This is a genomic window from Streptomyces sp. R35 (genome assembly GCF_041053035.1).
Taxonomy (GTDB): Bacteria; Actinomycetota; Actinomycetes; order Streptomycetales; family Streptomycetaceae; genus Streptomyces; species Streptomyces lutosisoli.
In genome coordinates this window covers 1,425,055-1,448,954 of sequence record NZ_CP163440.1, presented here as the reverse complement: position 1 = coordinate 1,448,954, position 23,900 = coordinate 1,425,055, and the positions used below count along the sequence as shown (strand labels likewise).

The 23,900-nt window shown below is 70.1% G+C and carries 22 protein-coding genes; 15 read left to right on the top strand and 7 right to left on the bottom strand.

The window, feature by feature from the left end; all coding sequences use genetic code 11:
- Window positions 1-75: 75 nt before the first annotated feature.
- Window positions 76-1,431 (bottom strand): dipeptidase, encoded by a 1,356-nt coding sequence (locus tag AB5J50_RS06955; protein WP_369255913.1) that lies wholly within the window; start codon window positions 1,429-1,431, stop codon window positions 76-78.
- A 183-nt stretch (window positions 1,432-1,614) separates the two neighbouring features.
- Here AB5J50_RS06955 and AB5J50_RS06950 point away from each other — a divergent pair, with 183 nt between their 5' ends.
- Entirely contained in the window at window positions 1,615-2,820 is a 1,206-nt protein-coding gene (locus AB5J50_RS06950; RefSeq protein WP_327426743.1) for a geranylgeranyl reductase family protein, read from the top strand.
- 18 nt (window positions 2,821-2,838) lie between these two features.
- Here the strand turns inward: AB5J50_RS06950 and AB5J50_RS06945 are convergent, their stop codons facing one another.
- Window positions 2,839-3,288, bottom strand: coding sequence for a nitroreductase family deazaflavin-dependent oxidoreductase (locus AB5J50_RS06945; RefSeq protein ID WP_369255911.1), 450 nt, complete (start codon window positions 3,286-3,288; stop codon window positions 2,839-2,841).
- 147 nt (window positions 3,289-3,435) lie between these two features.
- Between AB5J50_RS06945 and AB5J50_RS06940 the strand changes: the two genes are divergently transcribed.
- From AB5J50_RS06940 to AB5J50_RS06930, 3 genes are all read left to right on the top strand, one after another.
- Window positions 3,436-4,164 carry a TetR/AcrR family transcriptional regulator gene (locus AB5J50_RS06940; RefSeq protein WP_369255909.1) on the top strand — a complete coding sequence of 243 codons (729 nt, stop codon included), beginning with the start codon at window positions 3,436-3,438 and terminating at the stop codon, window positions 4,162-4,164.
- Between the two features lie 81 nt (window positions 4,165-4,245).
- On the top strand, window positions 4,246-5,490 hold the full coding sequence (locus AB5J50_RS06935; RefSeq protein WP_369255907.1) for a sensor histidine kinase: 1,245 nt from the start codon (window positions 4,246-4,248) through the stop codon (window positions 5,488-5,490).
- Complete coding sequence (locus AB5J50_RS06930) at window positions 5,487-6,152, top strand: response regulator (protein ID WP_369255905.1); 666 nt, start codon at window positions 5,487-5,489, stop codon at window positions 6,150-6,152. The genes AB5J50_RS06935 and AB5J50_RS06930 overlap by 4 nt, the downstream gene beginning before the upstream one ends.
- A 268-nt stretch (window positions 6,153-6,420) precedes the next feature.
- Here the strand turns inward: AB5J50_RS06930 and AB5J50_RS06925 are convergent, their stop codons facing one another.
- The 3 genes from AB5J50_RS06925 to AB5J50_RS06915 form a co-directional block, all read right to left on the bottom strand.
- A complete protein-coding gene (locus tag AB5J50_RS06925) occupies window positions 6,421-7,476 on the bottom strand; it encodes a CU044_5270 family protein (protein ID WP_369255903.1) in 1,056 nt (351 codons plus the stop codon).
- On the bottom strand, window positions 7,473-8,138 hold the full coding sequence (locus AB5J50_RS06920) for an RNA polymerase sigma factor (protein WP_369255901.1): 666 nt from the start codon (window positions 8,136-8,138) through the stop codon (window positions 7,473-7,475). Before AB5J50_RS06920 ends, AB5J50_RS06925 begins: the two co-directional genes overlap by 4 nt.
- Window positions 8,139-8,402: 264 nt before the next feature.
- Window positions 8,403-9,914, bottom strand: a complete 1,512-nt coding sequence (locus tag AB5J50_RS06915; RefSeq protein ID WP_369255899.1) for an MFS transporter — start codon at window positions 9,912-9,914, stop codon at window positions 8,403-8,405.
- An 85-nt stretch (window positions 9,915-9,999) separates the two neighbouring features.
- On the opposite strand from AB5J50_RS06915, the gene AB5J50_RS06910 reads away from it, so the two are divergent.
- Window positions 10,000-10,413, top strand: a complete 414-nt coding sequence (locus tag AB5J50_RS06910) for a MarR family winged helix-turn-helix transcriptional regulator (RefSeq protein WP_369255897.1) — start codon at window positions 10,000-10,002, stop codon at window positions 10,411-10,413.
- A 28-nt stretch (window positions 10,414-10,441) separates the two neighbouring features.
- Here AB5J50_RS06910 and AB5J50_RS06905 read toward each other — a convergent pair whose 3' ends face one another.
- Window positions 10,442-11,182: a maleylpyruvate isomerase family mycothiol-dependent enzyme gene (locus AB5J50_RS06905; RefSeq protein ID WP_369255895.1), complete on the bottom strand. Its 741-nt coding sequence runs from the start codon at window positions 11,180-11,182 to the stop codon at window positions 10,442-10,444.
- A 70-nt stretch (window positions 11,183-11,252) separates the two neighbouring features.
- On the bottom strand, window positions 11,253-12,416 hold the full coding sequence (locus AB5J50_RS06900) for an MFS transporter (protein ID WP_369255893.1): 1,164 nt from the start codon (window positions 12,414-12,416) through the stop codon (window positions 11,253-11,255).
- 613 nt (window positions 12,417-13,029) lie between these two features.
- Between AB5J50_RS06900 and AB5J50_RS06895 the strand changes: the two genes are divergently transcribed.
- The 10 genes from AB5J50_RS06895 to AB5J50_RS06850 all read left to right on the top strand — a co-directional run bounded on the left by AB5J50_RS06895 (window position 13,030) and on the right by AB5J50_RS06850 (window position 23,896).
- Window positions 13,030-15,087 (top strand): discoidin domain-containing protein, encoded by a 2,058-nt coding sequence (locus AB5J50_RS06895; protein ID WP_369255891.1) that lies wholly within the window; start codon window positions 13,030-13,032, stop codon window positions 15,085-15,087.
- Window positions 15,088-15,116: 29 nt separating this feature from the next.
- Window positions 15,117-15,725 (top strand): TetR/AcrR family transcriptional regulator, encoded by a 609-nt coding sequence (locus tag AB5J50_RS06890; protein WP_369255889.1) that lies wholly within the window; start codon window positions 15,117-15,119, stop codon window positions 15,723-15,725.
- 136 nt (window positions 15,726-15,861) lie between these two features.
- Window positions 15,862-16,698 (top strand): hypothetical protein, encoded by an 837-nt coding sequence (locus AB5J50_RS06885; protein ID WP_369255887.1) that lies wholly within the window; start codon window positions 15,862-15,864, stop codon window positions 16,696-16,698.
- A gap of 417 nt (window positions 16,699-17,115) precedes the next feature.
- Window positions 17,116-17,739 (top strand): DUF6230 family protein, encoded by a 624-nt coding sequence (locus AB5J50_RS06880; protein ID WP_369255885.1) that lies wholly within the window; start codon window positions 17,116-17,118, stop codon window positions 17,737-17,739.
- A gap of 77 nt (window positions 17,740-17,816) precedes the next feature.
- Window positions 17,817-18,299 (top strand): DUF6114 domain-containing protein, encoded by a 483-nt coding sequence (locus tag AB5J50_RS06875; protein ID WP_369255883.1) that lies wholly within the window; start codon window positions 17,817-17,819, stop codon window positions 18,297-18,299.
- The gene (locus AB5J50_RS06870) at window positions 18,289-19,005 is read left to right on the top strand and encodes a hypothetical protein (protein ID WP_369255881.1); all 717 of its coding nucleotides are present in this window, start codon (window positions 18,289-18,291) and stop codon (window positions 19,003-19,005) included. The genes AB5J50_RS06875 and AB5J50_RS06870 overlap by 11 nt, the downstream gene beginning before the upstream one ends.
- Before the next feature lie 312 nt (window positions 19,006-19,317).
- Window positions 19,318-20,223 (top strand): expansin EXLX1 family cellulose-binding protein, encoded by a 906-nt coding sequence (locus AB5J50_RS06865; RefSeq protein ID WP_369255879.1) that lies wholly within the window; start codon window positions 19,318-19,320, stop codon window positions 20,221-20,223.
- An 80-nt stretch (window positions 20,224-20,303) separates the two neighbouring features.
- Window positions 20,304-21,089, top strand: a complete 786-nt coding sequence (locus AB5J50_RS06860; protein ID WP_369255877.1) for a cyclase family protein — start codon at window positions 20,304-20,306, stop codon at window positions 21,087-21,089.
- Complete coding sequence (locus tag AB5J50_RS06855; RefSeq protein WP_369255875.1) at window positions 21,086-22,726, top strand: thiamine pyrophosphate-binding protein; 1,641 nt, start codon at window positions 21,086-21,088, stop codon at window positions 22,724-22,726. Before AB5J50_RS06860 ends, AB5J50_RS06855 begins: the two co-directional genes overlap by 4 nt.
- Before the next feature lie 210 nt (window positions 22,727-22,936).
- Window positions 22,937-23,896 carry a LysR family transcriptional regulator gene (locus AB5J50_RS06850; RefSeq protein WP_369255873.1) on the top strand — a complete coding sequence of 320 codons (960 nt, stop codon included), beginning with the start codon at window positions 22,937-22,939 and terminating at the stop codon, window positions 23,894-23,896.
- Window positions 23,897-23,900 lie beyond the last annotated feature (4 nt).

Sequence of the window (23,900 nt, the reverse complement as noted above, 5' to 3'; positions counted from 1 at the left end):
CCGCGCCTAGTGGCGAGGGCCCTCTGCTGTGGGCCGACCGGTCCAGCAGACCGGTTCAGCCGACGGTGGTCGCGATCAGCTCGCCGCGTAGTTGCGCAGGAACAGCGCCTCCGCGACCGAGAGGCGCTCCAGCTCGTCCGGGGAGACGCTCTCGTTCACCGCGTGGATCTGTGCCTCCGGCTCGCTCAGGCCGATGAGGAGGATCTCCGTCTGCGGGTACAGCGAGGCGAGGGTGTTGCAGAGCGGAATGGAGCCGCCCATGCCCGCGGACTGCATCTCCTGGCCCGGGTAGGCGACCGCCATGGCCTCGGCCATCGACGCGTACGCCGGGCTGGAGGTGTCGGCACGGAACGCCTGGCCCTGGCCGATCTGCTCGGTGCTCACCCGCGCGCCCCACGGCGTGTGCGCCTCCACGTGGGCTTGCAGCAGCTTGGTCGCCTCGGCCGCGTCCATGCCCGGCGGCACCCGCAGGCTGATCAGGGCACGGGCGCCCGCCTGCACGGACGGGGTCGCGCCGACGACCGGCGGGCAGTCGATGCCGAGGACGGTGACGGCCGGACGCGCCCAGAGCCGGTCGGCGACCGTGCCGGAGCCGATGAGCTCGACACCGTCGAGCACCTTGGCGTCCTGGCGGAACGCCTCTTCCTCGTACTGAAGACCGTCCCACTGGGCGTCCGCCGCGAGTCCGTCGACGGTCGTCGAACCGTCCTCGGACCGCAGCGAGTCCAGTACGCGGATCAGCGCGGCCAGCGCGTCGGGCGCCGCGCCGCCGAACTGCCCCGAGTGCAGGTTCCCTTCCAGGGTGTCCACCTGGACGCGTACGAGGGTCATACCGCGCAGGGTCGCCGTGACCGTCGGCAGACCCGCCCGGAAGTTGCCGGCGTCGCCGATGACGATGGTGTCGGCGGTCAACAGCTCCGGGTGCTCCTCGGCGTACCGCTCAAGGCCGCCCGTGCCCTGCTCCTCCGAACCCTCGACGATCACCTTGACGCTCACGGGAACGCCGCCGTTCGCCTTCAGCGCACGCAGCGCGAGGAGGTGCATGATGAAGCCGCCCTTGCAGTCGGCGCTGCCGCGGCCGTACCAGCGGCCGTCGCGCTCCGTCAGCTCGAACGGCGGCGTCGCCCAGGCGGCCTCGTCCAGCGGCGGCTGCACGTCGTAGTGCGCGTACAGCAGGACGGTCTTCGCGTCCTCGGGGCCGGGCAGGTAGCCGTACACCGACTGCGTCCCGTCGGGGGTGTCGAGCAGTGCCACGTCCTGGAAGCCCTCGGCGCGCAGCGCGTCGGCGACCCAGTTCGCGGCGCCCTCGCTCTCGCTCTTCGGATACTGGTCGAAGTCCGCCACCGACTTGAAGGACACCAGCTCGGTGAGCTCCGCCTTGGCCCTGGGCATGAGCGAGGCGACGGTCTCGGCGACCGGATTCGACGACATGGGCACGCTCCTTGTGGGTGCGACGTTGTCTTCTGTGTACAGGTGATCGGGTGGTGCGTACGCGCGTACTGGTGTGCAGGGCGCATACGCAGCCGATCCTCCCACAGTGGCCTGCGGCGATGCCCGCCGTAGGATGCGGGAGACAGGTGCGGCAGACGGCTGGACTGGGAGCAGTAGACCATCGTGAGCAGCGAGAACTCTTCGGCGGACGACGGGCAGCGGGTGTGGGACGTCGTCGTGGTCGGTGCGGGGCCCGCCGGGGCCTCGGCCGCCTATGCGGCAGCGGTCGCGGGACGCAGTGTCCTGCTGCTGGAGAAGGCGGAGCTGCCGCGCTACAAGACGTGCGGCGGCGGCATCATCGGCCCCTCGCGCGACGCGCTGCCACCCGGCTTCGAGCTACCGCTCCAGGACCGGGTGCACGCGGTCACGTTCTCGCTGGACGGCAAGTTCAACCGCACCCGCCGCTCCAAGCAGATGCTGTTCGGGCTGATCAACCGGCCCGAGTTCGACCAGCAGCTCGTCGAGCACGCCCAGAAGGCGGGCGCGGAACTGCGGACGGGTGTGACGGTCTCGCGGGTCGAGCAGCACGGGTCCGCCGTGCCGGACCGGCGCACCGTCGCCGTCGTCCTGCAGGGCGGCGAGACCGTGCTGGCGCGGGCGGTCGTCGGCGCCGACGGCAGCGCGAGCCGGATAGGAGCGCACGTCGGGGTGAAGCTCGACCAGGTCGACCTCGGCCTGGAGGTGGAGATCCCGGTGCCGGAGACCGTCGCCGAGGACTGGCAGGGACGGGTGCTGATCGACTGGGGTCCCATGCCCGGCAGTTACGGGTGGGTGTTCCCGAAGGGGGACACGCTCACCGTCGGCGTGATCTCCGCACGCGGCGAAGGCGCCGCCACCAAGCGGTACCTGGAGGACTTCGTCGCCCGTCTCGGGCTTGCCGGCTTCGAACCGGCCGTCTCCTCCGGCCACTTGACGCGCTGCCGCGCCGACGACTCGCCGCTGTCGCGCGGTCGGGTGCTCGTGTGCGGCGACGCGGCGGGGCTGCTCGAACCCTGGACCCGCGAGGGCATCTCCTTCGCGCTGCGCTCCGGGCGGCTCGCGGGGGAGTGGGCGGTACGGATCGCCGAGGCGCACGACGCGGTGGACACCCGGCGACAGGCCCTGAACTATGCCTTCGCGATCAAGGCGGGCCTCGGCGTCGAGATGAGCGTCGGCAAGCGGCTGCTGATCGCCTTCGAGCGCCGGCCGGGCATGTTCCACGCGGCGATGACGAGTTTCCGGCCGGCCTGGAAGGCCTTCGCGGGGATCACCCGCGGTTCGACTTCGCTCGGCGAGCTGGTCCGCTCCCACCCGATGGCCGGGCGCGTCCTGACCGCGATCGACCGGTGAGCGGCGGGGGAGCGGCGGTCAGCTCTTGAGCGTGACCCGGAAGACCGGGTGGTCGGGAGCGATGCGCCGCAGCTCCTCGTCGGAGGAGTCGGGGCCGACGCCACCGAAGAAGACGCCGACCTCGGCCTTCCACCGCTTGAGGTAGGCGCGCAGCAGCGGGACCTTGTCGTCGTCGGCGACCTCGGTCGCGGTGAACGTGTCCACGTGCTTGCCGAGTCGCAGCTCGCCGCCTTCCGCGGCCCGCATGTTGTGCGTCCACTGGACGTGGCCGCGGGGGGCGACCAGGTACTGCTGTCCGTCGACGGTGAGCAGGTTGACCGGGGTCGTGCGCCACTCGCCGCTCTTGCGGCCGCGGACGGCCAGGACCCGGGAGCCCCAGATGCTGATGCCGCGGCGGGTCATCCAGGCGACGGCGCGGTTGAAGACGTTCACCGTGAACCAGCCGGGCTTCTGGACGTGTGTGGACATGATGACCCCCATCGATTGAGAGAGCACTGCTTCCTTTTGTGAGCACTGCTCTCGCTTGAGAGCAGTCTGCACGAGATCGGTGATCCAAAGCAAGAGCACTGCTCTCGTTTGTGTGCACTGATCTGAAAGCGTGGGACACTGCCCCGCATGAGTACCGCACGAGGGGCACGGGCCCGAGCCAGGATCGAGGTCACCGCAGCCATCAAGGACGAGGCGCGCAGACAGCTCGCGGCGAAGGGTGCCGCCAAGCTCTCGCTGCGCGCCGTGGCCCGCGAGCTCGGCATGGTCTCCTCCGCGCTCTACCGCTACTTCCCCAGCCGCGACGACCTGTTGACCGCGCTCATCATCGACGCATACGACTCCCTTGGCGAGGCCGCGGAGTCGGCGCACGCCGAAATCGCCGGCTCCGGTCCCCGGGAGCGCTGGATCGCCGTGTGCGTGGCGGCGCGCCGGTGGGCGCTGGAGCATCCGCACGAGTACGCCCTCATCTACGGTTCGCCCGTGCCCGGCTACACCGCGCCGGACACGACCGTCCCCGCCGCTTCCCGGGTGGGCCTGCTCCTGATCGGCATCGTCCGCGACGCCTACCAGGGCAAGGGCGTGGCCCGCACGCCACTGCCCGCCGGTCTGAAGGCCGAGGCGCAGCGGATGGCCGCCGACCTCGCGCCCGACCTGCCGCCCGAGGTGGCCGTGGCGCTGGTGGCCGCGTGGGCGCAGCTGTACGGGCTGATCGGCTTCGAGTTGTTCGGCCAGTTCAATCGTGTCGTGGAGGACCGTGAACCGTTCTTCCGGCACGCGGTGGATCAGCTCGCGCAGGGTGTGGGCCTGGTGTTCCCTCAATCGACCGGCACGCGCCCGGGGCAGAGCTTCCCGTGATGCCGTACTCCGGCGGGAGTACGGCTGATCACCTCGCCCGGCGGACGCCGGAGCCGTCCCGTCGCGTCTAGCGTGACCGTCATGGAAGAGCAGCGCACCCCCAGGTCCCCGGCGTGGGGCGGTCCACCCCCGTTGTGGCGGCACGGGCCGCCCGGGTGGAACCTCAGGGGCGACGAGGAGCGCGGCGCCCACTGGCCGTGGCGTTCCACTCTGCTGGTGACCGCCTTCGTGCTCATCGGTTCCCAAGTCGCGGGCCATGCCCAGCAGGGCGACCGTGCATCGCTCGACTACGTCGGGCGGGCACTGCTGCTCGTGGGCTGCGGTCTGCTGCTGTGGCGACAGCGGCACCCCGTGCTCGTCGCGTTCGGTACGGCCGCGGCCGCCATGGTGTATCTGGGCGCCGGATATCCGTACGGGCCGGTCTTCTTCACCGTCGCCCTGGGCTGCTTCAGCGCGGTCGTCACCGGGCACCGCACGGCCGCCTGGGCGGCGGTCGGCATGTTCTGGGTCGGGCATGTGCTGGTGGCGCACTGGCTGTACCGATGGCTGCCTCCGGCGGGGGACCGGCCCGCCTCCTGGGGGCAGGCCGGGATCATCGCCACCTGGATCGTGGCGATCGTGGCACTGTCGGCACTGGTCCGCGTACGCCGTGAACAATGGGCCCGTGACCGCGCCGAGCGCGCGCAGGCCGCGCGGCGGCGCGCCGACGAGGAGCGGCTGCGCATCGCCCGCGAACTGCACGACGTGCTGGCGCACAGCATCTCGGTGATCAATGTGCAGGCGGGTGTCGGTCTCGCGCTCCTCGACTCCGACCCCGAGCAGGCGCGCACGGCGCTCACCACCATCAAGGCGGCCAGCAAGGAGGCGCTCGGCGAGGTCCGCCAGGTGCTCGACACACTGCGCGCGCCGGGGGAGGCGCCGCGCGCGCCGGCGCCCGGCCTCGACCGGCTCCCCGAACTCGTCGAACAGGCGGCGGGCGCGGGGTTGACGGTAGAGGTGGAGGGGGAGGACGAGGTCCCGAAGCTTCCGCCGGGCACCGACCTGGCCGCCTTCCGTATCGTCCAGGAGGCGCTCACCAATGTCGTACGGCACTCGGGGTCGCGGCACGCACGCGTGCGGCTCGGTTACGCGGAGGGCGCGCTGCGGCTGCGGATCGACGACGACGGCCCCGCGACCGGCGCGGACGCGGGCGGCAGCGGCAACGGGCTCGCCGGAATGCGGGAGCGGGCCGCGGCCCTGGGTGGCACGATCGAGGCCGGCCCGCGCGACGACGGAGGCTTCCGTGTGCTGGCCGTACTGCCGCTGAAGATCAAGGAGGACCGGTGATCCGCGTACTGCTCGCCGACGACCAGTCACTGGTCAGGGCAGGCTTCAAGGCGCTGCTCGACGCGCAGCCGGACATCGAGGTGGCCGGCGAGGCGGCCGACGGCGAGGAGGCGGTGCGCAAGGTGCGCGAACTGCGCCCCGACGTCGTCCTGATGGACATCCGGATGCCCCTGCTCGACGGCCTCGCCGCGACCCGTCGCGTCACCGACGACGCGGACTTGAGCGACGTCAAGGTGGTCATGCTCACCACCTTCGAACTCGACGAGTACGTCTTCGAGGCGATCCGTTCCGGAGCCTCCGGCTTCCTGGTCAAGGACACCGAGCCGGAGGAACTCCTGCGCGCGGTACGGGCGGTGGTCGAGGGCGACGCCCTGCTCTCCCCCGGGGTGACGCGCCGGCTGATCTCCGAGTTCGCGGCTCGTTCCAAGGAACCCGCGACCGCCGCCTCCCTCGCCGAACTCACCGAGCGGGAACGGGAGGTGATGGCCCTGGTCGGCATCGGCCTCTCGAACGACGAGATCGCCCGCCGTCTCGTCGTCAGCCCGCTCACGGCAAAGACCCACGTCAGCCGGACCATGGTCAAGCTGGGCGCCCGCGACCGGGCCCAATTGGTCGTGCTGGCCTACGAGTCGGGGTTGGTACGGCCGGGCTGGCTGGGCTGAGCCGCGCCGCCCTCGTGCCGGAAGCCCGACAGCGCCGTGCAGCCTCGTGGGGTCCCCCGAATGTCTCCATCCGTCGGGCCAAACAGGCGTGCGTCCGGCGGGGTGAAAAGCCCCGCCGGGCGCAGACGCCGGAGGCGTCCCCCGATCGTCTCCGGCGACTGGCCGACTGGCCGACTGGCCGACTGGCCGACCGGGCGGCCAGGCGCGGACAAAGGTCTGTCCGGCGGGGCCGGCCCGTGTGAAAGCCGACGCCCCCGCCCGGCCTTCCTCAGGGGCGGGCGCCCGGCTTGTTCACGACGCCCCAGGCGTTGCGGACGGTGATGAGCGCGGTGTTGGGGTCCTGGGACGGCATCGGTGACTGGCTCGTGCCTTCGGGGAGTTCGAACGGCGCGGCGTGCGCGATCTCTCCCAGATAGGTGTACGTCTTCGGGTCGAAGAAGATCTCCTGCTTGCCCAGGTGACCCGAGGCGCTGGGCTTGGTGTACGTCACGGTCACGCCGATGGCCGCGCGCCCGATGGGGTCCTTGATGCCCTTCTCCACCCGGGCGCCGGGGATCTTCGCGAGCGCCCGGAACAGGCCCGCCTGCGCGTTCGGCGGGATCAGCACGGAGCGGTAGAGGACGTCGATCTCCCGCCAGTCGCGTTCCGCCGTGGTCTCGCCCTTGATGTCGCCGATGGCGTGCTCCTTGCGGATGGCCGACATCATGCGGTCGGGGTCGCTCGGGAGTGTGGCGAGGAAGCGGTAGAACTGGCGCTGGGAACGGTCGTCGTAGCCCTCCTTCTTCCACTTCTCCTCCTGGTTGGGCCCGTACCAGACCTGGAGTTTGTTCGGGTCGAAGTCCGAGATGTCGCCCGAGCGCGGGATGCCGGGCAAGCGTGCCTCGCCGGTGCCGTCCCAGCGGGTCCACTGCTCCGACGTCTGGGGCTCGCCCTGGCCGAGGGACGTGCCCTTCTCGTAGACCCACTGCTTCGGGCCGGGCTCGGTGACGCCGAGCTTCTCCACCGTGGCGGCGGCCAGTTCGAGGGTGTCGGCGGAGGCCCGCGCGGACAGGAGCTGACGGCCGGTGCCGGCCGGGGCGGTAGCGGGGGTGTCGTCGGGCAGCGACGCCACGACTCCGCCGGTAACGGCGAGCGCCCCGGCCGCCGCGGCGGTCACCAGGACGATCCTGCGCCGGGGGAGCGAGGTGCGCACCGCGGCGGTCCGACGGCCGGGGGTCTCCCGCTGGAATGCCTTGGTGAGCTGGGCCCGTTGCGGCGCGAGCCGGTCGCTGTCGGGCAGTGGGGCATCCGCGCGCAGGGCACGTGCTTCGTACAGCTCGTTCATGCGAGGTCACCTTCGGGTACGTGCGGTTCGATCGGCTGGTTGGATGCGCTGGAGTCGCTGAAGGGGCTGTGCGCACCTGTCGCGGTGCGCAGCTTCGTGCGGGCCCGGTTGAGCCGGGACCGGACGGTGCCCACGGGGATGTCCAGGGCCTCGGCGATCTCCTGATAGGTGAAGTCGGCCCAGGCGAACAGCAGGAGCGCGTGCCGGTCTCCCTCGGAGAGCTTGGCCAGTGCCTTGGCCAGCGGCCGGGAGGCGGCCTGTGCGGTGACGCGGTCGTCCGCGGAGTCGGTCCAGGTCTCGGCCACCGGGTCGCGGCCGGTGCGGGCGAGGACCTTCAGGGCTTTGGCCTCCTCGCGGCGGTGCCGGCTGATCAGCTTGGCCGCGATGCCGTACGGCCAGGGCCGTACACCGGCACGTCCGCTGTCGTAGCGGGCCCGGATCCGGAAGGCCGTCAGGAAGGTCTCCGCGGTGACGTCGTCGGCCACGTCACGGCCGAGGCGGCGGGCGACGTACCGGTGGATGGTGGGCGCATGGCGGTCGAACAGCACCGCGAAGCGCTCGGGGTCGTCGAGCGACGCCGCGATCAGCACGGCATCCGCCTGCGCGGTGTCGGCGCCGGACGTGCCGGCCCCTTGGGCGGGGCGGCACAGCGAATCAGTCATGGACGGTCCGTGTGGTCAGAGGAAAGGGACAGCGTTCACTCAGTACTTGCCAACTGACCAGGAATGGGTTCACGGGCACGGGACAGGCCGTTCGTCTGGCAGAACCGGCAGAACCTGCCTGAACAGTACGGCTCTTGGAGCGGACGACGGTGGCGGCGGTCCCGTCGCGCACTACGACAAGACCGCCGCCACCGTCCGACCGGCCGGATCCGCCTCGCCGCCGCTTGCATCCGGGCCGCGAGGCGATCGATCCACGGGAAAGTCCTAGTCGCGGACCGCCACGCGCTCCGCCGCCGTCTCCTCCTCCTGGTTTTCCTGGTTCTTCTGGTTCTCCTGGAGGGACTTGGCGACGACGACGGACTGCTGCGTCCGCCGTGTCCGCAGGCCCGGCAGAGTGATCAGCAGACCCGCCAGGGCGATGCCGGTCACCACGATCAAGCCGGGCCGGTAGCTGTCGAGGACGGCCTGGGGCGAGGAAGCCTCGGAGGAGTTCGCGGTCACGACAGCCGTCACCACGGCCAGGAAGATCGCGCCGCCCACCTGGACCGAGGTGTTGAGCAGACCCGAGACCATGCCCTGCTCGTGGTCGTCGACGCCGTTGGTGGCCTGGATGTTGAGGGAGGGGAAGACCAGCGCGCAGGCCGCGCCGATCAGCAGCATGGTCGGCAGGATGACCGCCGCGTACACCGGGTCGAGGTCGACGCGCAGGAAGAGCGCGTACCCGACGACCATCAGGGCGAAGCCCGCCGCGATGAGCCGCGGGGTCCCGAACCGGTCGACGACGGCCCCCACCTTGGTGGAGGACAGGGCCACCAGTGCGCCGGCCGGCAGGAAGGCGAGCGCGGTGTGCAGGGCGGACCAGCCCAGCAGCGACTGCATGTACAGCGTCACCAAGAACTGGAATCCGACGTACGAACCGAAGAACGCCATCGCGCCGAGCTGCGCCCGGATCTGGCTGCCGGAGCGCAGGACGCCGAGCCGGATCAGCGGGCTCGGGCTGCGCCGCTCGACGGTCACGAAGACGGTGAGCAGTACGGCGACGGCGACGAAGGACAGCAGCGTGCGGGCCGAGCCCCAGCCGGCCTCGGGTGCCTGAACGACGGTGAAGACCAGCAGCAGCATCGAGGCGGTGCCGAGGATGGCGCCCGGGATGTCGTAACCGCGGTGGTCCTTCTCGCGCTCGCTGCGCGGGATGAGCTTCAGGCCGGCCAGCAGCGCGATGACCGCGATGGGTGCGGGCAGCAGCATGGTCAGCCGCCAGCTCGCCTCGGTGAGCAGACCGGACAGGACGAGGCCCATGGAGAAGCCGGTGGCCGCGCAGGTGGTGTAGATCGAGAGCGCGCGGTTGCGCAGCGGGCCTTCGGCGAAGGTCGTGGTGATGATCGACAGACCCGCGGGCGCGGTGAACGCCGCGCTCAGGCCCTTGATGAAGCGGCTGGCGATCAGCAGCGGGCCCGAGTCGACGAGCCCGCCGAGCAGTGAGGCGAGCGCGAAGACTCCCAGGGCCACCAGGAAGACCTGGCGGCGGCCCAGCAGGTCGGCGGTGCGGCCGCCGAGCAGGAGCAGTCCGCCGTATCCCAGGATGTAGCCGCTGACGATCCATTGGAGCGTCGAGGTGGAGAGGTCGAGTTCGGAGCCGATGGACGGCAGAGCGACGCCGACCATCGACACGTCCAGAGCGTCCAGGAACATCGCGGCGCAGAGCACCAGCAGGGTGCCCCACAGCCGGGGGGTCCAGCGTCCCTGGGACGCGGGGTGGGTGAGCGGAGAGGTCATGCCCTCGACACTACATGCGTATGCATCCAATGCAAGTGCATTTAATTCCGATGCAACAAAGCTGATTTTTTGCTACGGTGCGCCCATGGCGGCGAAGAAGGCCGAGCAAGGGCTCGTGAATCAGTGGCGGGACATCCTCGCGGTGCATGCGCGCACCCTCTGCGAGCTCGATCGCGAACTGCATCGACACGGCCTGGGCGCCAGCGACTTCGAGGTGCTGGACGTACTGGCCGACGGCACCGCGTCGGGCGGCGGCGCCACCTTCCGCGTCCAGGAGATCTCCGAGCGGGTCCACCTGAGCCAGAGCGCGCTGTCCCGGCTGATCGGCCGCCTGGAGAAGGACGGTCTCGTGACGCGCGGCATGTGTGAGGAGGACCGGCGGGGCGTGCGGGTGTGCCTCACGCCGAAGGGACGCGAGCTGCACGGCGAGGTGCTGCCGGTGCAGCGCGCGGTGCTCACGCGGATGCTGGCGGGCGGCCCGGCTTCCCCCTGCGAGTGACGGCTCCGGGCGATCCTTACCTCTGTGGTCAACTCCAGGTGACGCCGGACTTCTCCCGCCACAGCGTGGCCAGCGAGCCGTCGCCTGTCACGCTCGGGAACGGCAGCCTGTTCCACAGCGCCAGGTAGAGCCGCGCGGCGGGTCCTGCCAGTTCGCAGTCCGCTTCTCCTTCTCCGCCTCGCGCGCCGGCCGGTGAATCCGCCGACAGCCGTACGGTCCACACCGCGTCCGGGGAATCCGTGGCCCGCACACGCAGAACGCGCGGCTCCTCCGTCCGCACCCTGCTCGTCGCGCGCCCGTGGAAGCCGAGCAGCAACTCGTCGATCCCGTCCACCGCGAAATCCGTGGCTACGGCGCTCCCTTCACCGCCGAGCGCCGACTCGGCGTCGACCCGGTGCACGGTCGTCTCGTGCGCCTGTCGCCGGGCCCAGAAGGCGAGCGGCGAGGGCGCGGGCAGGAAACTCCAGCACTCCACATCGGGCGGAGCGGCGCTGAGCGTGTCGACGAGCCGGCCGTGGCCCTCCCGGAACCAGGCGAGCAACTCCTCGCCGTCGAGCTCCGGCAGGCCGCCGTCGGGGTGGTACGAGGTGTGCCCCTCGGCGACGAACGCGGTGGCCCACCGGTGCACCATCCCCGTGTGCCGCAGCAGATCCCGTACCTGCCAGCCCGGGCAGGTCACGACCTTGGCCTCGACACCCGCCTTCTCGGCGGCCGCTGCCAGCAGCCGGCCCTCCCTGCCCAGGGTTTCCACGAACTCCGGAATCTCCATGCGGTGAGTGTGCCGGATGGAGTGCGGTCCAGGGCAAGGCGTGGGGGCGGCGCGTCATGGGAGCGGAGCGTCAGTTCAGTGCCGCGCGGCGGGTCGCGGCGCCGATGAGGGCGGCCACCGCCGCGAGCGCCGCCACGCTGGTGAGGGCCGCGGGCAGGGAGAAGCACTCCGCCATGAAACCGATCGAGGGTGGGCCGAGGAGCATGCCGCCGTAACCGAGCGTGGACGCGATCGCGACGCCGCTGGGGCCGGCCAGGGCGCCGGCGCGTTCTACGGCGACCGGGAAGATGTTGGCGAGCCCGAGTCCCGTGACGGCGAAGCCCAGCAGGGCCGCCCACAATGAGGGGGCGAGCGAGCCGAGCAGCATTCCGGCGGTGGCCATGGTGCCGCCCGCCACCAGTGTCCGGGTCCGCCCGAGCCGTTCCAGCAGGGTCGTCCCGCAGGCCCGGCCGATCGTCATGGCCAGGGCGAAGCACGTGTAGCCCGCGGCCGCGACGCCGGGGTGCGCATTCAGGTCCTGCTCCAGGTGCAGCGCGCCCCAGTCGGCCAGGGCACCCTCGCCGTACGCCGTGCAGAGGGCGATCAGACCGAAGACGGTGACCAGTCCCCGGGTGCGGGCGTCCAGCCGGCGCGGGGCGTGTTCCTCGCGGTGCGGACGGTCCGGTGTCCTCACGGGTTCGTGGCGCAGCAGGGTGCGTCCCGCGAGCGCGGTCACCAGCAGGCCGATCACGGCGAGGCCGAGCAGATGGCGAGCGGGCGACAGGGAACCCGCGACCAGTCCGCCGAGCCCCGCGCCGACCATGCCGCCCAGGCTGAACGCGGCGTGGAAGCTGGGCATGATCGGCCGCCGAAGCGCGGCCACCAGATCGACGGCGGCACTGTTGAACGCCACATTGATCCCGCCGTAGGCCGCTCCAAAGATCAACAGGACTGCGCCCAGGGCCGGTACGGAGTGCGCCAGCGGCGGGAGCGCCACGCTCAGTGAGAGCAGGATGCCGCAGACCACGGTCACGGGGTGGTTGCCGAAGCGGCGGCACAGCCGTCCGGTGAGCGTCATCGTGATCACAGCCCCGGCGGAGACGCAGAGGAGGGCGAGCCCCAGTTCGCCGGCCGAGGCGCCGGTCTGTTCCTTGACGGCGGGGATGCGGACGACCCAGCCGGCGAAGATGAAGCCGTCGAGGGCGAAGAAGGCGGTGAGGGCTGTGCGGAGTCGGGTGAGGTCGTTGTCCGGCACGGCGTTGTGCGTTCGGAGTTTGTTTAGTAGCGGCACAAAGTCAGGCTAGGTCGGTGATGGAGGTCGGGCAAGAGAGAAGACTCGAGGACATCGTGGGCGCGCGCCGACGGGCCCGGCCCGCCCCCCCGGTCTGCCGTGTCCGGCTCGGTTGGGGGCGGGCGGCGCTGACGACGATCTACGGGGAATGCCCGGCGTACCTTCCTTGCCACGACCATCACCGCACCGGGGCGGCCTGTCCCCGGCGCAGGCCCTGCGTACGGTGACCGTCCCGCCCGCCTCTTCGGCGTCGACCGCGACCTTGGCACCGTCGAGGAAGGCCGGCTCGCCGACCTGACCGTCGTCGACGGCGATGCGCTGATGCGAAGGGGCGACTGCTGTGACGGCCAAGGAATCCAGGTTTCCCGACCCGGGCCACATGCTCCGGCCGAGGGGACGGGCGTCACGGGGTCATCAGGTCAATCGTCCGGGACTCTTGACTCGGAATGGGTCAGCCGTGATCCTCGTCGCATAACTTGCACCGGTCATGACAAGTCGGGAGGAGTGTCTCCGGACCCCCGCCGGCCTGCTCGTTGACCGCGTCATCCCCGCCGACCGAGGGATGTGGGTAGTGATCATGGATCGATGCTCGTACCGCAGGCGCAAAGACGTCACTCTTGTGTCGCTGCTCCTCCTCGTGCTGGCCATGGCCCTCGGTCCCACGCCGAGTTCGGCGGCCGGCAACGACTGGTGGACTCCGGCCGCACGCCCCACCCCGGACTCCCAGATCAACGTCACCGGTGAGCCGTTCACGGGCACGAACGCTGCAGGAGAGGTGCGCGGCTTCGTCGACGCCCACGACCACCTCTTCGCCAACGAGGCCTTCGGCGGGCGGCTCATCTGCGGCAAGACGTTCTCCGAGGCCGGGATCGCCGACGCGCTCAAGGACTGCCCCGAGCACTACCCCGACGGATCGCTCGCGGTCTTCGACTTCATCACCAAGGGCGGTGACGGCCGGCACGACCCGGTTGGCTGGCCCACGTTCAAGGACTGGCCCGCGCACGATTCGCTGACCCACCAGCAGAACTACTACGCCTGGGTCGAACGGGCCTGGCGCGGCGGTCAGCGGGTGCTCGTCAACGACCTCGTCACCAACGGTGTGATCTGCTCGGTGTACTTCTTCAAGGACCGCAGCTGCGACGAGATGACGTCGATCCGGCTGCAGGCGAAGCTGTCGTACGACCTGCAGGCGTACGTCGACAAGATGTACGGCGGTACGGGCAAGGGATGGTTCCGGATCGTCACCGACAGCGCGCAGGCCCGCGAGGTCATCAAGCAGGGCAAACTGGCGGTCATCCTGGGCGTCGAGACCTCCGAGCCGTTCGGCTGCAAGCAGGTCCTGGACATCGCTCAGTGCAGCAAGGCCGACATCGACGCGGGGCTGGACGAGCTGTACTCGCTGGGCGTGCGCAGCATGTTCCTGTGCCACAAGTTCGACAACGCCCTGTGCGGGGTCCGCTTCGACGAGGGCGCGCTCGGAACGGCCATCAACGTGGGGCAGTTCCTGTCGACCGGCACCTTCTGGAAGACGGAGAAGTGCACGGGCCCGCAGCACGACAACCCCATCAACGGAGCCTCGGCGTCCGAGGCCGAGGCGGAACTCCCGGCGGGCGTGCAGGTCCCCTCGTACGCCGACGACGCCCAGTGCAACACCCGCGGTCTCACCGACCTCGGTGAGTACGCCGTGCGCGGCATGATGAAACGCAAGATGATGCTGGAGATCGACCATATGAGCGTCAAGGCCGTCGGCCGCGCGCTCGACATCTTCGAGGCCGATTCGTATCCCGGCGTGATTTCCTCGCACAGCTGGATGGATCTGAACTGGACCGAGCGGGTCTACGGCCTCGGCGGCTTCGTCGCCCAGTACATGCACGGCTCGGAGGGATTCGTGGCCGAGGCGAACCGCACGAAGGCGCTGCGGGACAAGTACGACGTCGGTTACGGCTACGGCACGGACATGAACGGTGTCGGCGGCTGGCCGGGGCCCCGGGGCGCGGACGCCGCCAACAAGGTGACGTACCCCTTCCGCAGCGTCGACGGCGGCTCCGTCATCGACAGGCAGACCACCGGCGAGCGCACCTGGGACCTGAACACCGACGGAGTCGCGCACTACGGGCTCGTGCCGGACTGGATCGAGGACATCCGGCTCGTCGGCGGGCAGGACGTGGTGAACGACCTCTTCCGGGGCGCCGAGTCCTACCTCGACACATGGGGCGCGACCGAGAAGCACCAAGCCGGAGTCAACCTCGCCAAGGGCGCGGCGGCCACGGCCAGTTCGGCCGAGTGGAATCCGTTCACGAGCTACGCACCGGGCCGGGCCGTGGACGGCACACGGGACACCCGCTGGGCCAGCGACTGGAGCGACGACCAGTCGCTGGGCATCGACCTTGGTTCCACGCACCTGGTCGGGCGCGTCACGCTCGACTGGGAGCGTGCGTACGGGAAGTCGTACCGCATCGAACTCTCCACCGACGGAACGAACTGGCAGACCGCCTGGTCCACGACGTCCGGCGACGGCGGCCTGGACACGGCCCTGTTCACCGGCACACCGGCCCGCTACGTCCGCATCCACGGCCTGGAACGCGGCACCGGCTGGGGATACTCGCTCTACGAAGTAGGCGTTCACAGCAGCTGAGCTGCGGCACGAGCACGAAGGACACGCGGATGGCACGGATGCCGTTGGCCGAACGGCGCCGGCAGCTGACGGAAGCAGCGATCAGGGCGATGGCCCGGGACGGCGTCGCCAAGACGACGACCCGGTCCATCGCCGCCGAGGCGAGCGTGTCCCTGAGCGTCTTCCACTACTGCTTCGATTCAAAGCAGGCCCTGGTCGAGTCCGTCATCACGACCCTCACCGACCACTCCGTGACAGTGGTGAAGGACGCGCTGCGACCCAGGGCCACGCTCGAGGAGACGGTCCGGGCCGGCTTCCAGGCGTACTGGGACCACGTCCGCGCCCACCCCGACGAGCACATGCTCACCTACGAACTGACGCAATACGCCCTGCGCCAGCCGGGGTTCGAGCACCTGGCCCGACGGCAGTACGAGCTGTACAGCGACGCGTACGCCGCTCTGATCGACCAGTTGACCCGGAGCATGGGACTCCAACTCCGCGTGCCCGTCCCGGTGCTGGCCCGCTATCTGGCTGCCATGACCGACGGCCTGACCCTCAACTACCTCGTGCTCGGTGACGAGTCCGCCTGGACCGAAATCCTCGACACGCTCATCGCCCACATAGCCGGTCTGGTGCACGACGACGTGCACCAGGCTTAGCCCACATTGAGCCTCTGGTGCCCGCGCATGGCTTCGCCGACTTGCGGGGAGCGGCCGCACCGTTGCGGCTTCCTGTCATCCTCCCTGGCATAGTCGACAAAAGGGAGTTTTCGCACGGGAGATCTGGGGTCGGCGGATGAGCCAGCACGAGGAGCACTCCGAAGGGGCGGGGCCGTTCACAACCCGGCTGACCTGGCGGCTCGTGGATGGGGGCACTGCGGTCTGGGAGTCGCGCCTGGCACGTAAGCGTGGCCTGGTCGCCGTACGCGCCGCGGGTGAGCCGGAGTTCCGTTCCCGGCGAGCAGACAGGGTGTCGGTCGGCCGACTGCGCAGGCTGAACGACGTTGCTGCGGGTGCGTTCACCGTTGGCGGGGCCCTCTTCGCCCTCGGGGCCGGAGTCGCTCAGTTCGGCTCGGGCGACGCGACGGGCGCCTGGATCTATTTCGCGGGCGGCCTCTTCTTCAACACCGGTGGTTACGCCTCGCTGCTTCAGGCGATCAATGCTCCTCGCCGGGACAGCGAAGCTGGTGCGCTGGCGGCACGGCGCTGGAGATGGTGGAGCTACGAGCCCACCCGGATCGACTGGCTGAGTACCTTCTTGCTGTTCGTGGGAACGCTGGTGTTCGGCATCAATCTGCTGAACTCCCTGCTTCAGGGGCTCTCGCTCCACCAGGTGAACAGACTCATCTGGGCCCCCGACATGGTCGGGTGCATCCTGTTTCTGATTTCGGGGCACCTTGCGCTGGTCGAGGTCTGCCATGGCCGGCCAGGCGTCCGTGCCCGCGACCTCGGCTGGTGGATCGTCGCGATCAATCAGTTCGGGTCCGTGCTCTTCCTGATTTCGGCGCTGGCTGCCTTCACACGTCCCGCCACCGAAAGCCTTGTGAATGCCGACATCGCCAACTGGGGCACGCTTACAGGGGCGTTGTGCTTCTCGGTCGGAGGTGTGCTGCAATTCTTCGAACGCCCCTAGGCGAGCTGCGGGAAGCGCCATTGTCGCGGGCGGCGCCATAACCTTCGGGACACCGTCATGGCGGGTGAAGACCCCGGAAGAGCGGCTCGGACGACCTCTCCAGCGCCTCTGGAACCGACGGTGGAGCGGGCGACGAGTGCGACCCCGCACGGCGGGGTCGATGCGGTACGGCATCCGCAGCAGAGACCCGGCGTGCGTCCACTCGGCTCGGCGATCGTCTGCAGATCGCAGACATCGACCACGTCACCGCACCGCGTGTCATCCGGATGCCGCAGCGGAAACCGCATCACCCATCCGGCCGACCTGACATGCCGTCCGCTGCCGCACCGGGAAGCCTAGGATCCGCCACTAGAGAGAGGGACGTCGCCTACCCCTGTCTGGCATCGGCGAGCCCACATCGTGACCGGAGGAAACGGGATGCTGCACCGCGCCGGCAGGACCTCCTGGAAGCGTTTTGCCGCCGTTCTCGTCCCGAGTGTCATGGCCGTCGCGGCTCTCGGTATCGGCATGGCGCAAGGAGCACTGGCCGCGTCGTTCCTCATCTCCGGCCAGAAGTTCCAGGTGGCCCTGGACACTCTGGACGTCCGTGGTCTGAGCATCTACGGCATGGTGGACGTGACCAGGAAGGGTGCCCCCGTGCCGGTCGTGGTCACCGGGGCCAGACGTGCGGAGATCAGCGGGCTGTGCCAGTCCGTGGTGGTCCCGATCCCGGTCCTGGGCCCGTACACGCTGAAGATCACCGGCGGCGAACGGAGGCCGGTCGAGGCGAAGAACTTGTTCCTCGACGCGACATCACTGTCGAGCGGACAGGCGAATTTCGACGACCTCGACATCGGTGTGGCGGCGGGAGCGGTCAGCAAGGGCCCGATCCGTCCGGAGGACAGGAACTCCCGGTTCTTCGATCCCAACGGCGTCGCTCAGCAGGCGGACTCGGCCTTCCTGAGCGACGTGCGCTTCACTACGGTCGCAGTCTCGGCCGCAACGTTCAACGTTCCGGGCCTCGATGTGCAGCTCAAGCAAGGCAGCCACGAGTGCTTCTGACCCATCGGCGCGGAGCCCGCACCTTCCGCGCCCGCTCGCCGCACACTCCCGCCCGCCGGACATCATGGAAAGCCCACGTGTTCTTCGAACTATTCGGCGGACGCCGAAACTTGCGTGTCGCTGCCGCCGACGCCAGACGGGGATTCAGGACCTGGCGGGGCGAACGTCCCTTCTGGGCAGGGCTGTTCACCTTCGCGGCGGGCTTGCCCATCATCTACTTTCCGTACGCGCACTTGAACTTCGGCGCCATCCCACTGGCACTGTCCACCTCGGCCGGCGCGGGGTCGCTGATCATCGGGGTTCTCCTCGTGGCCCTGGCCATCTCCCTCTGGTTCCACCAGCAGGTGCGCGTATTCGCAGGGATCACAGTCATTCTGCTTGCCCTCATCTCGTTTCCCGTCGCCAATTTCGGGGGCCTCCTCATCGGGTTGATTTCCGGCCTGATCGGCGGATCCCTGGCCTGTGCCTGGGTTCCTCCGACGGGCGCCGCCGAGTCGCTGCCCGCAGCGAACCGTGCATCAACGACCATCCCCGCGGGTGAGGAGCACGGTGGCGAGTGACGACCTGACCGGCTGTGCGGCCAGCGGGCCGGAGTCCGAGCCCTGCCATCTGAGCAGTGCGGTGAAGAGCCGCTCGGCCGGTCGGCTGCTGCGGCCCCTCGCCTGCGCGCTGGCAGTGGCCGCCCTGTCCTTGGTCCTACAGGTCGCCACACCGGCGGCCTCGAAGGCGTTGCTCGCCCCTGGCGGCATCCGCACCTCCAAGGCACCAGCAGGTGCCGGCACGCCGGTCGACCGACTGCCGGCTCGTCCGGCGAACGTCCCGTGGGTGCTGCGTGCCGACAGACTCGTGCTCCATGGCAGTGCCTTCCGCGGTGTGGTCACCGTCCGGACTGCTGCAGGGTCCAAGCGGGTGCTGAAGTTCACCGCACGGTCGATGGAATTCGGCGACCTCGACCTGACGGCGGGCCGCGGCCGCGCGGCGATGCGTCTGCGGGCCGAGCCCGCGACCACATCCACGGTCAGAGGCAACGACGTGGTGACTCTGTACATCCAGAAGCTGTCCGGCACGCTCGTCGGACTGGGCGGCGCTCCGCTCCCGGCGGACCGCAGCGTCATCGTCACGCCCGACGCGCTGCCCCCGTGGCTCTCCCACCCCGCTGTTCCCACCCGCACAGTCACCTTCGAGAACGTGACCGTTTCACAGGTCGCCCAGCTCAGCGGCGACATGTCCATCTCCGGGCCGACCCTCAGCGCCGTGGCCGGGTGACCAACACACATCCGCTGCCTGCGCAACACGGAAGCATGACGGGACGAAACTCAGGACATGCGACAAGTACGAGGCACGCGTCCGGCTCCACCTGATGCTGATCCTCGGCGCCAAGCGGCTCGAATCCCTCGGCGTCGCGGATGTACGCCGCTTCCTCGTCTTCTTCGGCGAGCAGCTCACCAGGAGGTTCCCGGGACCGCACTCGGCCCCAAGTACGCCCCGGGATCGGGCTTGCCGTCGTGCCCCCGGGTCTGGAACGATCGCTGCCCCCCGTCACTCACGACCATGGGTGATGGCCGTCAAGGAGGTCCGATGTACAGGCGTTGGCCGTTCATATCGGCGGCCGCGGCTCTCGTAGTCGTCTCCTTGGTCCTGGTGCTCCTCCCTGGCCATGAGGCCGACGCCAGGCACGCCGCGGCCACCCCCATCGCCGGTACGTCGGCGAACGTCCCGCGCGCGACGGGGTCTCCGACCGCCTCCGGCAGCGCGACCACCGCGTCGGCGAAGCCGTCGGCCAAGAGCACCCCGCGGACGGCGCCGACCGCCACGTCGGTGAAGCCGTCAGCGGCGGACACCCCGCAAGTGGCGTCCGCCGGCGCACCGTTGGCGGGACGCATACGGCCCGCCGTCACCTACAAGGGAGTTGCCACCTTCTATGACGCGGACGGCGGAGGCGCCTGCCTGTACGACCCGAGCGGTGATGTCATGACCGGGGCGATGAATTCCACCGACTACGAGTCGGCCAAGGCCTGCGGCGCGTATGTGTCCGTCCGCGCGGCCGACGGAGCCTCCATCACCGTCCGCATCACCAACGAATGCCCAGGGGAGTGCGCACCTGGGCAGATCGACCTCAGCGCAGAGGCGTTCGCCAAGCTCGCGGCCCCGTCGCGCGGCCGGATCGCGATCACGTGGAAGCTGGTGAGCCCCAGCACTCCCGGCACGATGTCGATCCGGTACAAGACCGGGTCCACCCGCTATTGGTGCGGCATCCAGGTCATAGGTCACCGGAATCCGGTGGCCCGCTTGGAGGTCCGTGCCGGCAGCGGCTGGCGTCAGCTGTCGCGCGCCGACTACAACTACTTCATTTCCGGCGACGGCACCGGGTGCGGCGGCGCGATCAGGATCACCGACATCTTCGGAGAACGACTCACCGTCGACGAGATCGCGATCCGGCCGAACGCCGCGCAGCCGACCCGGGTCCAGTTCGCCAAGCACTGATCCTGTACTCCGGCCGCATCTGAACGACCGTCATATCAGACTGGCATGCTGTCAGTTCCGCCTTGCTTCAGGGGGTTCTCATGCCCGAGCTGTCCGTCCTCGCCTCGCTGGTGTCCGGGTTGCGGAGTGGGTCGATCGAAGTCGTCGACCTCACGTCGCCGTTGTCGTCGTCGACACCGGTGATCCAACTGCCGCCGGAGTTCGGCCAGACGGCGGTGTTCGAACTGGAGGAGATCAGCAGGTACGACGTACGGGGGCCGGCCTGGTACTGGAACAACTTCCGCAGTGGCGAGCACACAGGGACCCACTTCGACGCCCCGAACCACTGGGTGACCGGGAAGGACCTCTCCGACGTGGCATCGGTGCCGGCGCGTCGGCTGATCGCACCGGCCGCCGTGCTGGACTTCACCGCCGAAGCGCGGGAGAACCCGGACTTCCTCGTGGAGGTGGATCACGTGCGGGCCTGGGAAGCCGTGAACGGGCCGCTGCCCGACGGCGGATGGCTGTTGCTGCGCACCGGCTGGGACGCCCGCGCGCACTCGCAGGAGGCGTTCCTCAACGCCGACGAGAACGGCCCGCACACCCCTGGCCTGTCGCCGGAGTGCGCCCGCTGGGTGGCTCAGGAGTCGCCGGTGATCGGCCTCGGAGTCGAGACGGTGGGCACCGACGCGGGACGTGCGCACGCGTTCGACCCGGTGTTCCCGTGTCACTCCTCTCTCATGGGCAGTGACAAGTACGGGCTGACCCAGTTGCGGAACCTGGAGCTGCTGCCGCCGACCGGCTGTGTCGTCATCGCGGGACCGTTGCCCATCGTCACAGGGTCGGGGGCTCCCGCGCGGGTGCTCGCGCTGGTGGAGCGCTCGTGAAAGTCGCGGAGGCCGTCGGGCGGGCGCTGTCCGCGGCCGGGGTCGGCCATGTCTTCGGTGTGGTCGGATCGGGCAACTTCCATCTCACCAATGCCATGGTCGCGGAGGGCTCGCGGTTCGTCGCCGCACGCCATGAAGGCGGCGCGGCGACGATGGCCGACGCCTACAGCCGGATGAGCGGCACAGTGGCCGCGCTGAGCGTTCACCAGGGACCCGGCCTGACGAACGCCATGACCGGTATCGCCGAGGCGGCCAAAAGCCGTACACCGCTGCTCGTACTGGCAGCCGAGGCGACCGAGCCGAGATCCAACTTCTACGTCGACCAGGAGGCGTTGGCGCGATCGGTGGGCGCGGTCACGGCGCGCGTGACGTCGGCGGCGGGCGCCGTCGCGCAGGCCTGCGACGCGCTGCGACGTGCTCGGCACGACAGACGTACCGTGCTGCTCAACCTCCCGCTGGACGTACAGGCCCGCGACGCACCCGAAGGCGCACCCGCCCTGGCCGTGGCGCCGCCCGAACGGACCGCGGTCGAACCGGAGTCGGCCGATGTGGGGGCGCTTGCGCAGGTGTTGGAGAAGTCCCGGCGGCCGGTCTTCGTGGCCGGCCGGGGAGCGCGCTCACCCGGCTCCCGGGACGCCTTGGCGGCGCTGGCCGAACGCCATGGCGCGCTGCTGGCGACGTCGGCCGTCGCCCGCGGCCTGTTCCACGGCAATCCGTGGGCGCTCGACGTGTCCGGAGGCTTCGCGTCCCCGCTGGCCGCCGAGCTGATCCAGGGGGCCGACCTGATCGTGGGATGGGGCTGCGCGCTCAACATGTGGACCACGCGCCACGGCCGGCTGATCGGTGCGGACACCACCGTCGTCCAGGTCGACGACGACGCGTCCGCGCTCGGTGCGCATCGGGAAGTGGACCTCGGGGTCACCGGCGACGTGGAGTTGACGGCGCGGCATGCGCTCGCGAGGGCCGGCGGATGTCGCAACGGCTACCGGACCGCCGATATCGAGGCGGCTCTCACCGCACGCGTGCGGTGGCGGGATGTGCCCTACGAAGACACGAGCAGCCGCGAGCGGATCGACCCGCGCACACTGAGCATCGCGCTGGACGACATCCTCCCCGCGGAACGGGTGATCGGCGTGGACTCCGGCAACTTCATGGGCTACCCGAGCATGTACCTGTCGGTGCCGGACGAGAACGGCCTGTGCTTCACCCAGGCGTTCCAGTCGATCGGCCTGGGGCTGGCGACCGCGATCGGTGCGGCACTGGCGCAGCCGGACCGGCTTCCGGTGGCCGCGCTCGGGGACGGCGGCGCGATGATGGGCGCCGCGGAACTCGACACGGTACGCCGGCTCGGACTGCCGATGGTGGTCGTCGTGTACAACGACGACGCCTACGGAGCGGAGGTGCACCACTTCGGGCCCGACGGATATCCGCTGGAGACAGTCGAGTTCCCGCCGACGGACGTCGCCGCCGTGGCGCGCGGGTACGGCTTCGAAGCGGTGACCGTGCGCACCCGGGCGGATCTGAAGGCGGTCGAGGACTGGGTCGCCGGGCCACGCTCCGCGCCTCTGCTCATCGACGCGAAGGTCGTCGCAGACCGAGGAGCCTGGTGGCTCGAGGAGGCGTTCCGCGGGCACTGAGCCCGGGATCACCGCTCTCTCGGTCTTGGTGTCGCGGTGTCCGCGTCGCGCCGGACGGTGGCGGACATGTGCCTTGTGCCTGCGGCGACGCGATGGAACGCTTCCTGTCCGCCGGCCGCGACCACGGACCGGCATCGGCCCGCCGGGGAGACGCCACGGTGACGATGACGTCGTGGGGCCGGCCGGGTGGACGGACGGGGGAGCGGACGGATGGAGCTGGAACTTCGGCATCTGCGCGTCCTGTGCGCGATCGCCGACGCGGGGAGCGTGGGCCGGGCCGCGTCGGACCTGGGTTACTCGCAGCCGGCCATGAGCACCCAACTCCGGCGGATCGAGCGCTACTTCGGCGAGTCGCTGTTCGAGCGCGGGCCGGCGGGGGTGAGGCTGACACCGTACGGCATCGAGGTCGTCGCTCAGGCGCGCGACGTCCTGGCCCGTGCCGCCGCGATCGGATGCCGTCCGGCCGGCGAAGCCGCGAGAACCCGTCGGACCTTGCGCGTGGCGGCGACCAACTCCCCGGTGCTGTCGGGCATGGTCTCCCGGGTCCGTGCCCGGTTGCCGGATGTGCCGCTCGCGGTGAGCAGTGTGTACGCCTCCTCGCGGATCGTCGAACTCCTGGAGGAGGGCGCGGTGGACGCGGCGGTCGCCGCGGACTACCCCGGAAGGGAGCTGAGGCATTCGGACGCGGTGACGCACCGCGGAATCGTCACCGAGCCCACGTTCGTGGCCCTGCCGTCCCGGCATCGCCTCAGACACCGCGCTCAGGTCTCGCTCGCCGACCTGGCCGAGGACGCGTGGTTCCTGACGCCGGACGACGGCGCCGGCTGGCCGCGAGTCTTCTACACCGCCTGTGAAGCGGCCGGTTTCTCGCCGGTCGCCGTGCACGAATTCCTCGGCGACCAGCTGCAGTTGCAGAGCATGATCGGTGCGGGCCTCGGTGTGTCTGTCGTACAGGCGACGCTGCGACCGATCCCGGACGTGGTGATCAAACCGCTGATCGGTACGCCGCTGTGGTGCCGTTACGTGCTGGCCTGGCGGCGCGACGCGGTTGCCGGGGAAGTGGCGGAGACACTGTTCGACTGCGCCGCCTCCGCGTACCGCGAACTCGTCGGCCAGTCACCGCACTTGAGGGCGTGGGCCGCTCGCACCTGGAGCGTGACCGGGGCCTAGGGCG

Bases quoted from the DNA above. Each gene is read 5' to 3' on its own strand.
- AB5J50_RS06910 (WP_369255897.1), top strand. From the start codon at position 10,000: ATGGCGGCGAAGAAGGCCGAGCAAGGGCTCGTGAATCAGTGGCGGGAC.
- AB5J50_RS06890 (WP_369255889.1), top strand. From the start codon at position 15,117: ATGGCACGGATGCCGTTGGCCGAACGGCGCCGGCAGCTGACGGAAGCA.
- AB5J50_RS06880 (WP_369255885.1), top strand. From the start codon at position 17,116: ATGCTGCACCGCGCCGGCAGGACCTCCTGGAAGCGTTTTGCCGCCGTT.
- AB5J50_RS06955 (WP_369255913.1), bottom strand. From the start codon at position 1,431: ATGTCGTCGAATCCGGTCGCCGAGACCGTCGCCTCGCTCATGCCCAGG.
- AB5J50_RS06905 (WP_369255895.1), bottom strand. From the start codon at position 11,182: ATGGAGATTCCGGAGTTCGTGGAAACCCTGGGCAGGGAGGGCCGGCTG.
- AB5J50_RS06850 (WP_369255873.1), top strand. From the start codon at position 22,937: ATGGAGCTGGAACTTCGGCATCTGCGCGTCCTGTGCGCGATCGCCGAC.
- AB5J50_RS06935 (WP_369255907.1), top strand. From the start codon at position 4,246: ATGGAAGAGCAGCGCACCCCCAGGTCCCCGGCGTGGGGCGGTCCACCC.
- AB5J50_RS06860 (WP_369255877.1), top strand. From the start codon at position 20,304: ATGCCCGAGCTGTCCGTCCTCGCCTCGCTGGTGTCCGGGTTGCGGAGT.
- AB5J50_RS06925 (WP_369255903.1), bottom strand. From the start codon at position 7,476: ATGAACGAGCTGTACGAAGCACGTGCCCTGCGCGCGGATGCCCCACTG.
- AB5J50_RS06885 (WP_369255887.1), top strand. From the start codon at position 15,862: ATGAGCCAGCACGAGGAGCACTCCGAAGGGGCGGGGCCGTTCACAACC.
- AB5J50_RS06920 (WP_369255901.1), bottom strand. From the start codon at position 8,138: ATGACTGATTCGCTGTGCCGCCCCGCCCAAGGGGCCGGCACGTCCGGC.
- AB5J50_RS06945 (WP_369255911.1), bottom strand. From the start codon at position 3,288: ATGTCCACACACGTCCAGAAGCCCGGCTGGTTCACGGTGAACGTCTTC.
- AB5J50_RS06895 (WP_369255891.1), top strand. From the start codon at position 13,030: ATGGATCGATGCTCGTACCGCAGGCGCAAAGACGTCACTCTTGTGTCG.
- AB5J50_RS06940 (WP_369255909.1), top strand. From the start codon at position 3,436: ATGAGTACCGCACGAGGGGCACGGGCCCGAGCCAGGATCGAGGTCACC.
- AB5J50_RS06865 (WP_369255879.1), top strand. From the start codon at position 19,318: ATGTACAGGCGTTGGCCGTTCATATCGGCGGCCGCGGCTCTCGTAGTC.
- AB5J50_RS06915 (WP_369255899.1), bottom strand. From the start codon at position 9,914: ATGACCTCTCCGCTCACCCACCCCGCGTCCCAGGGACGCTGGACCCCC.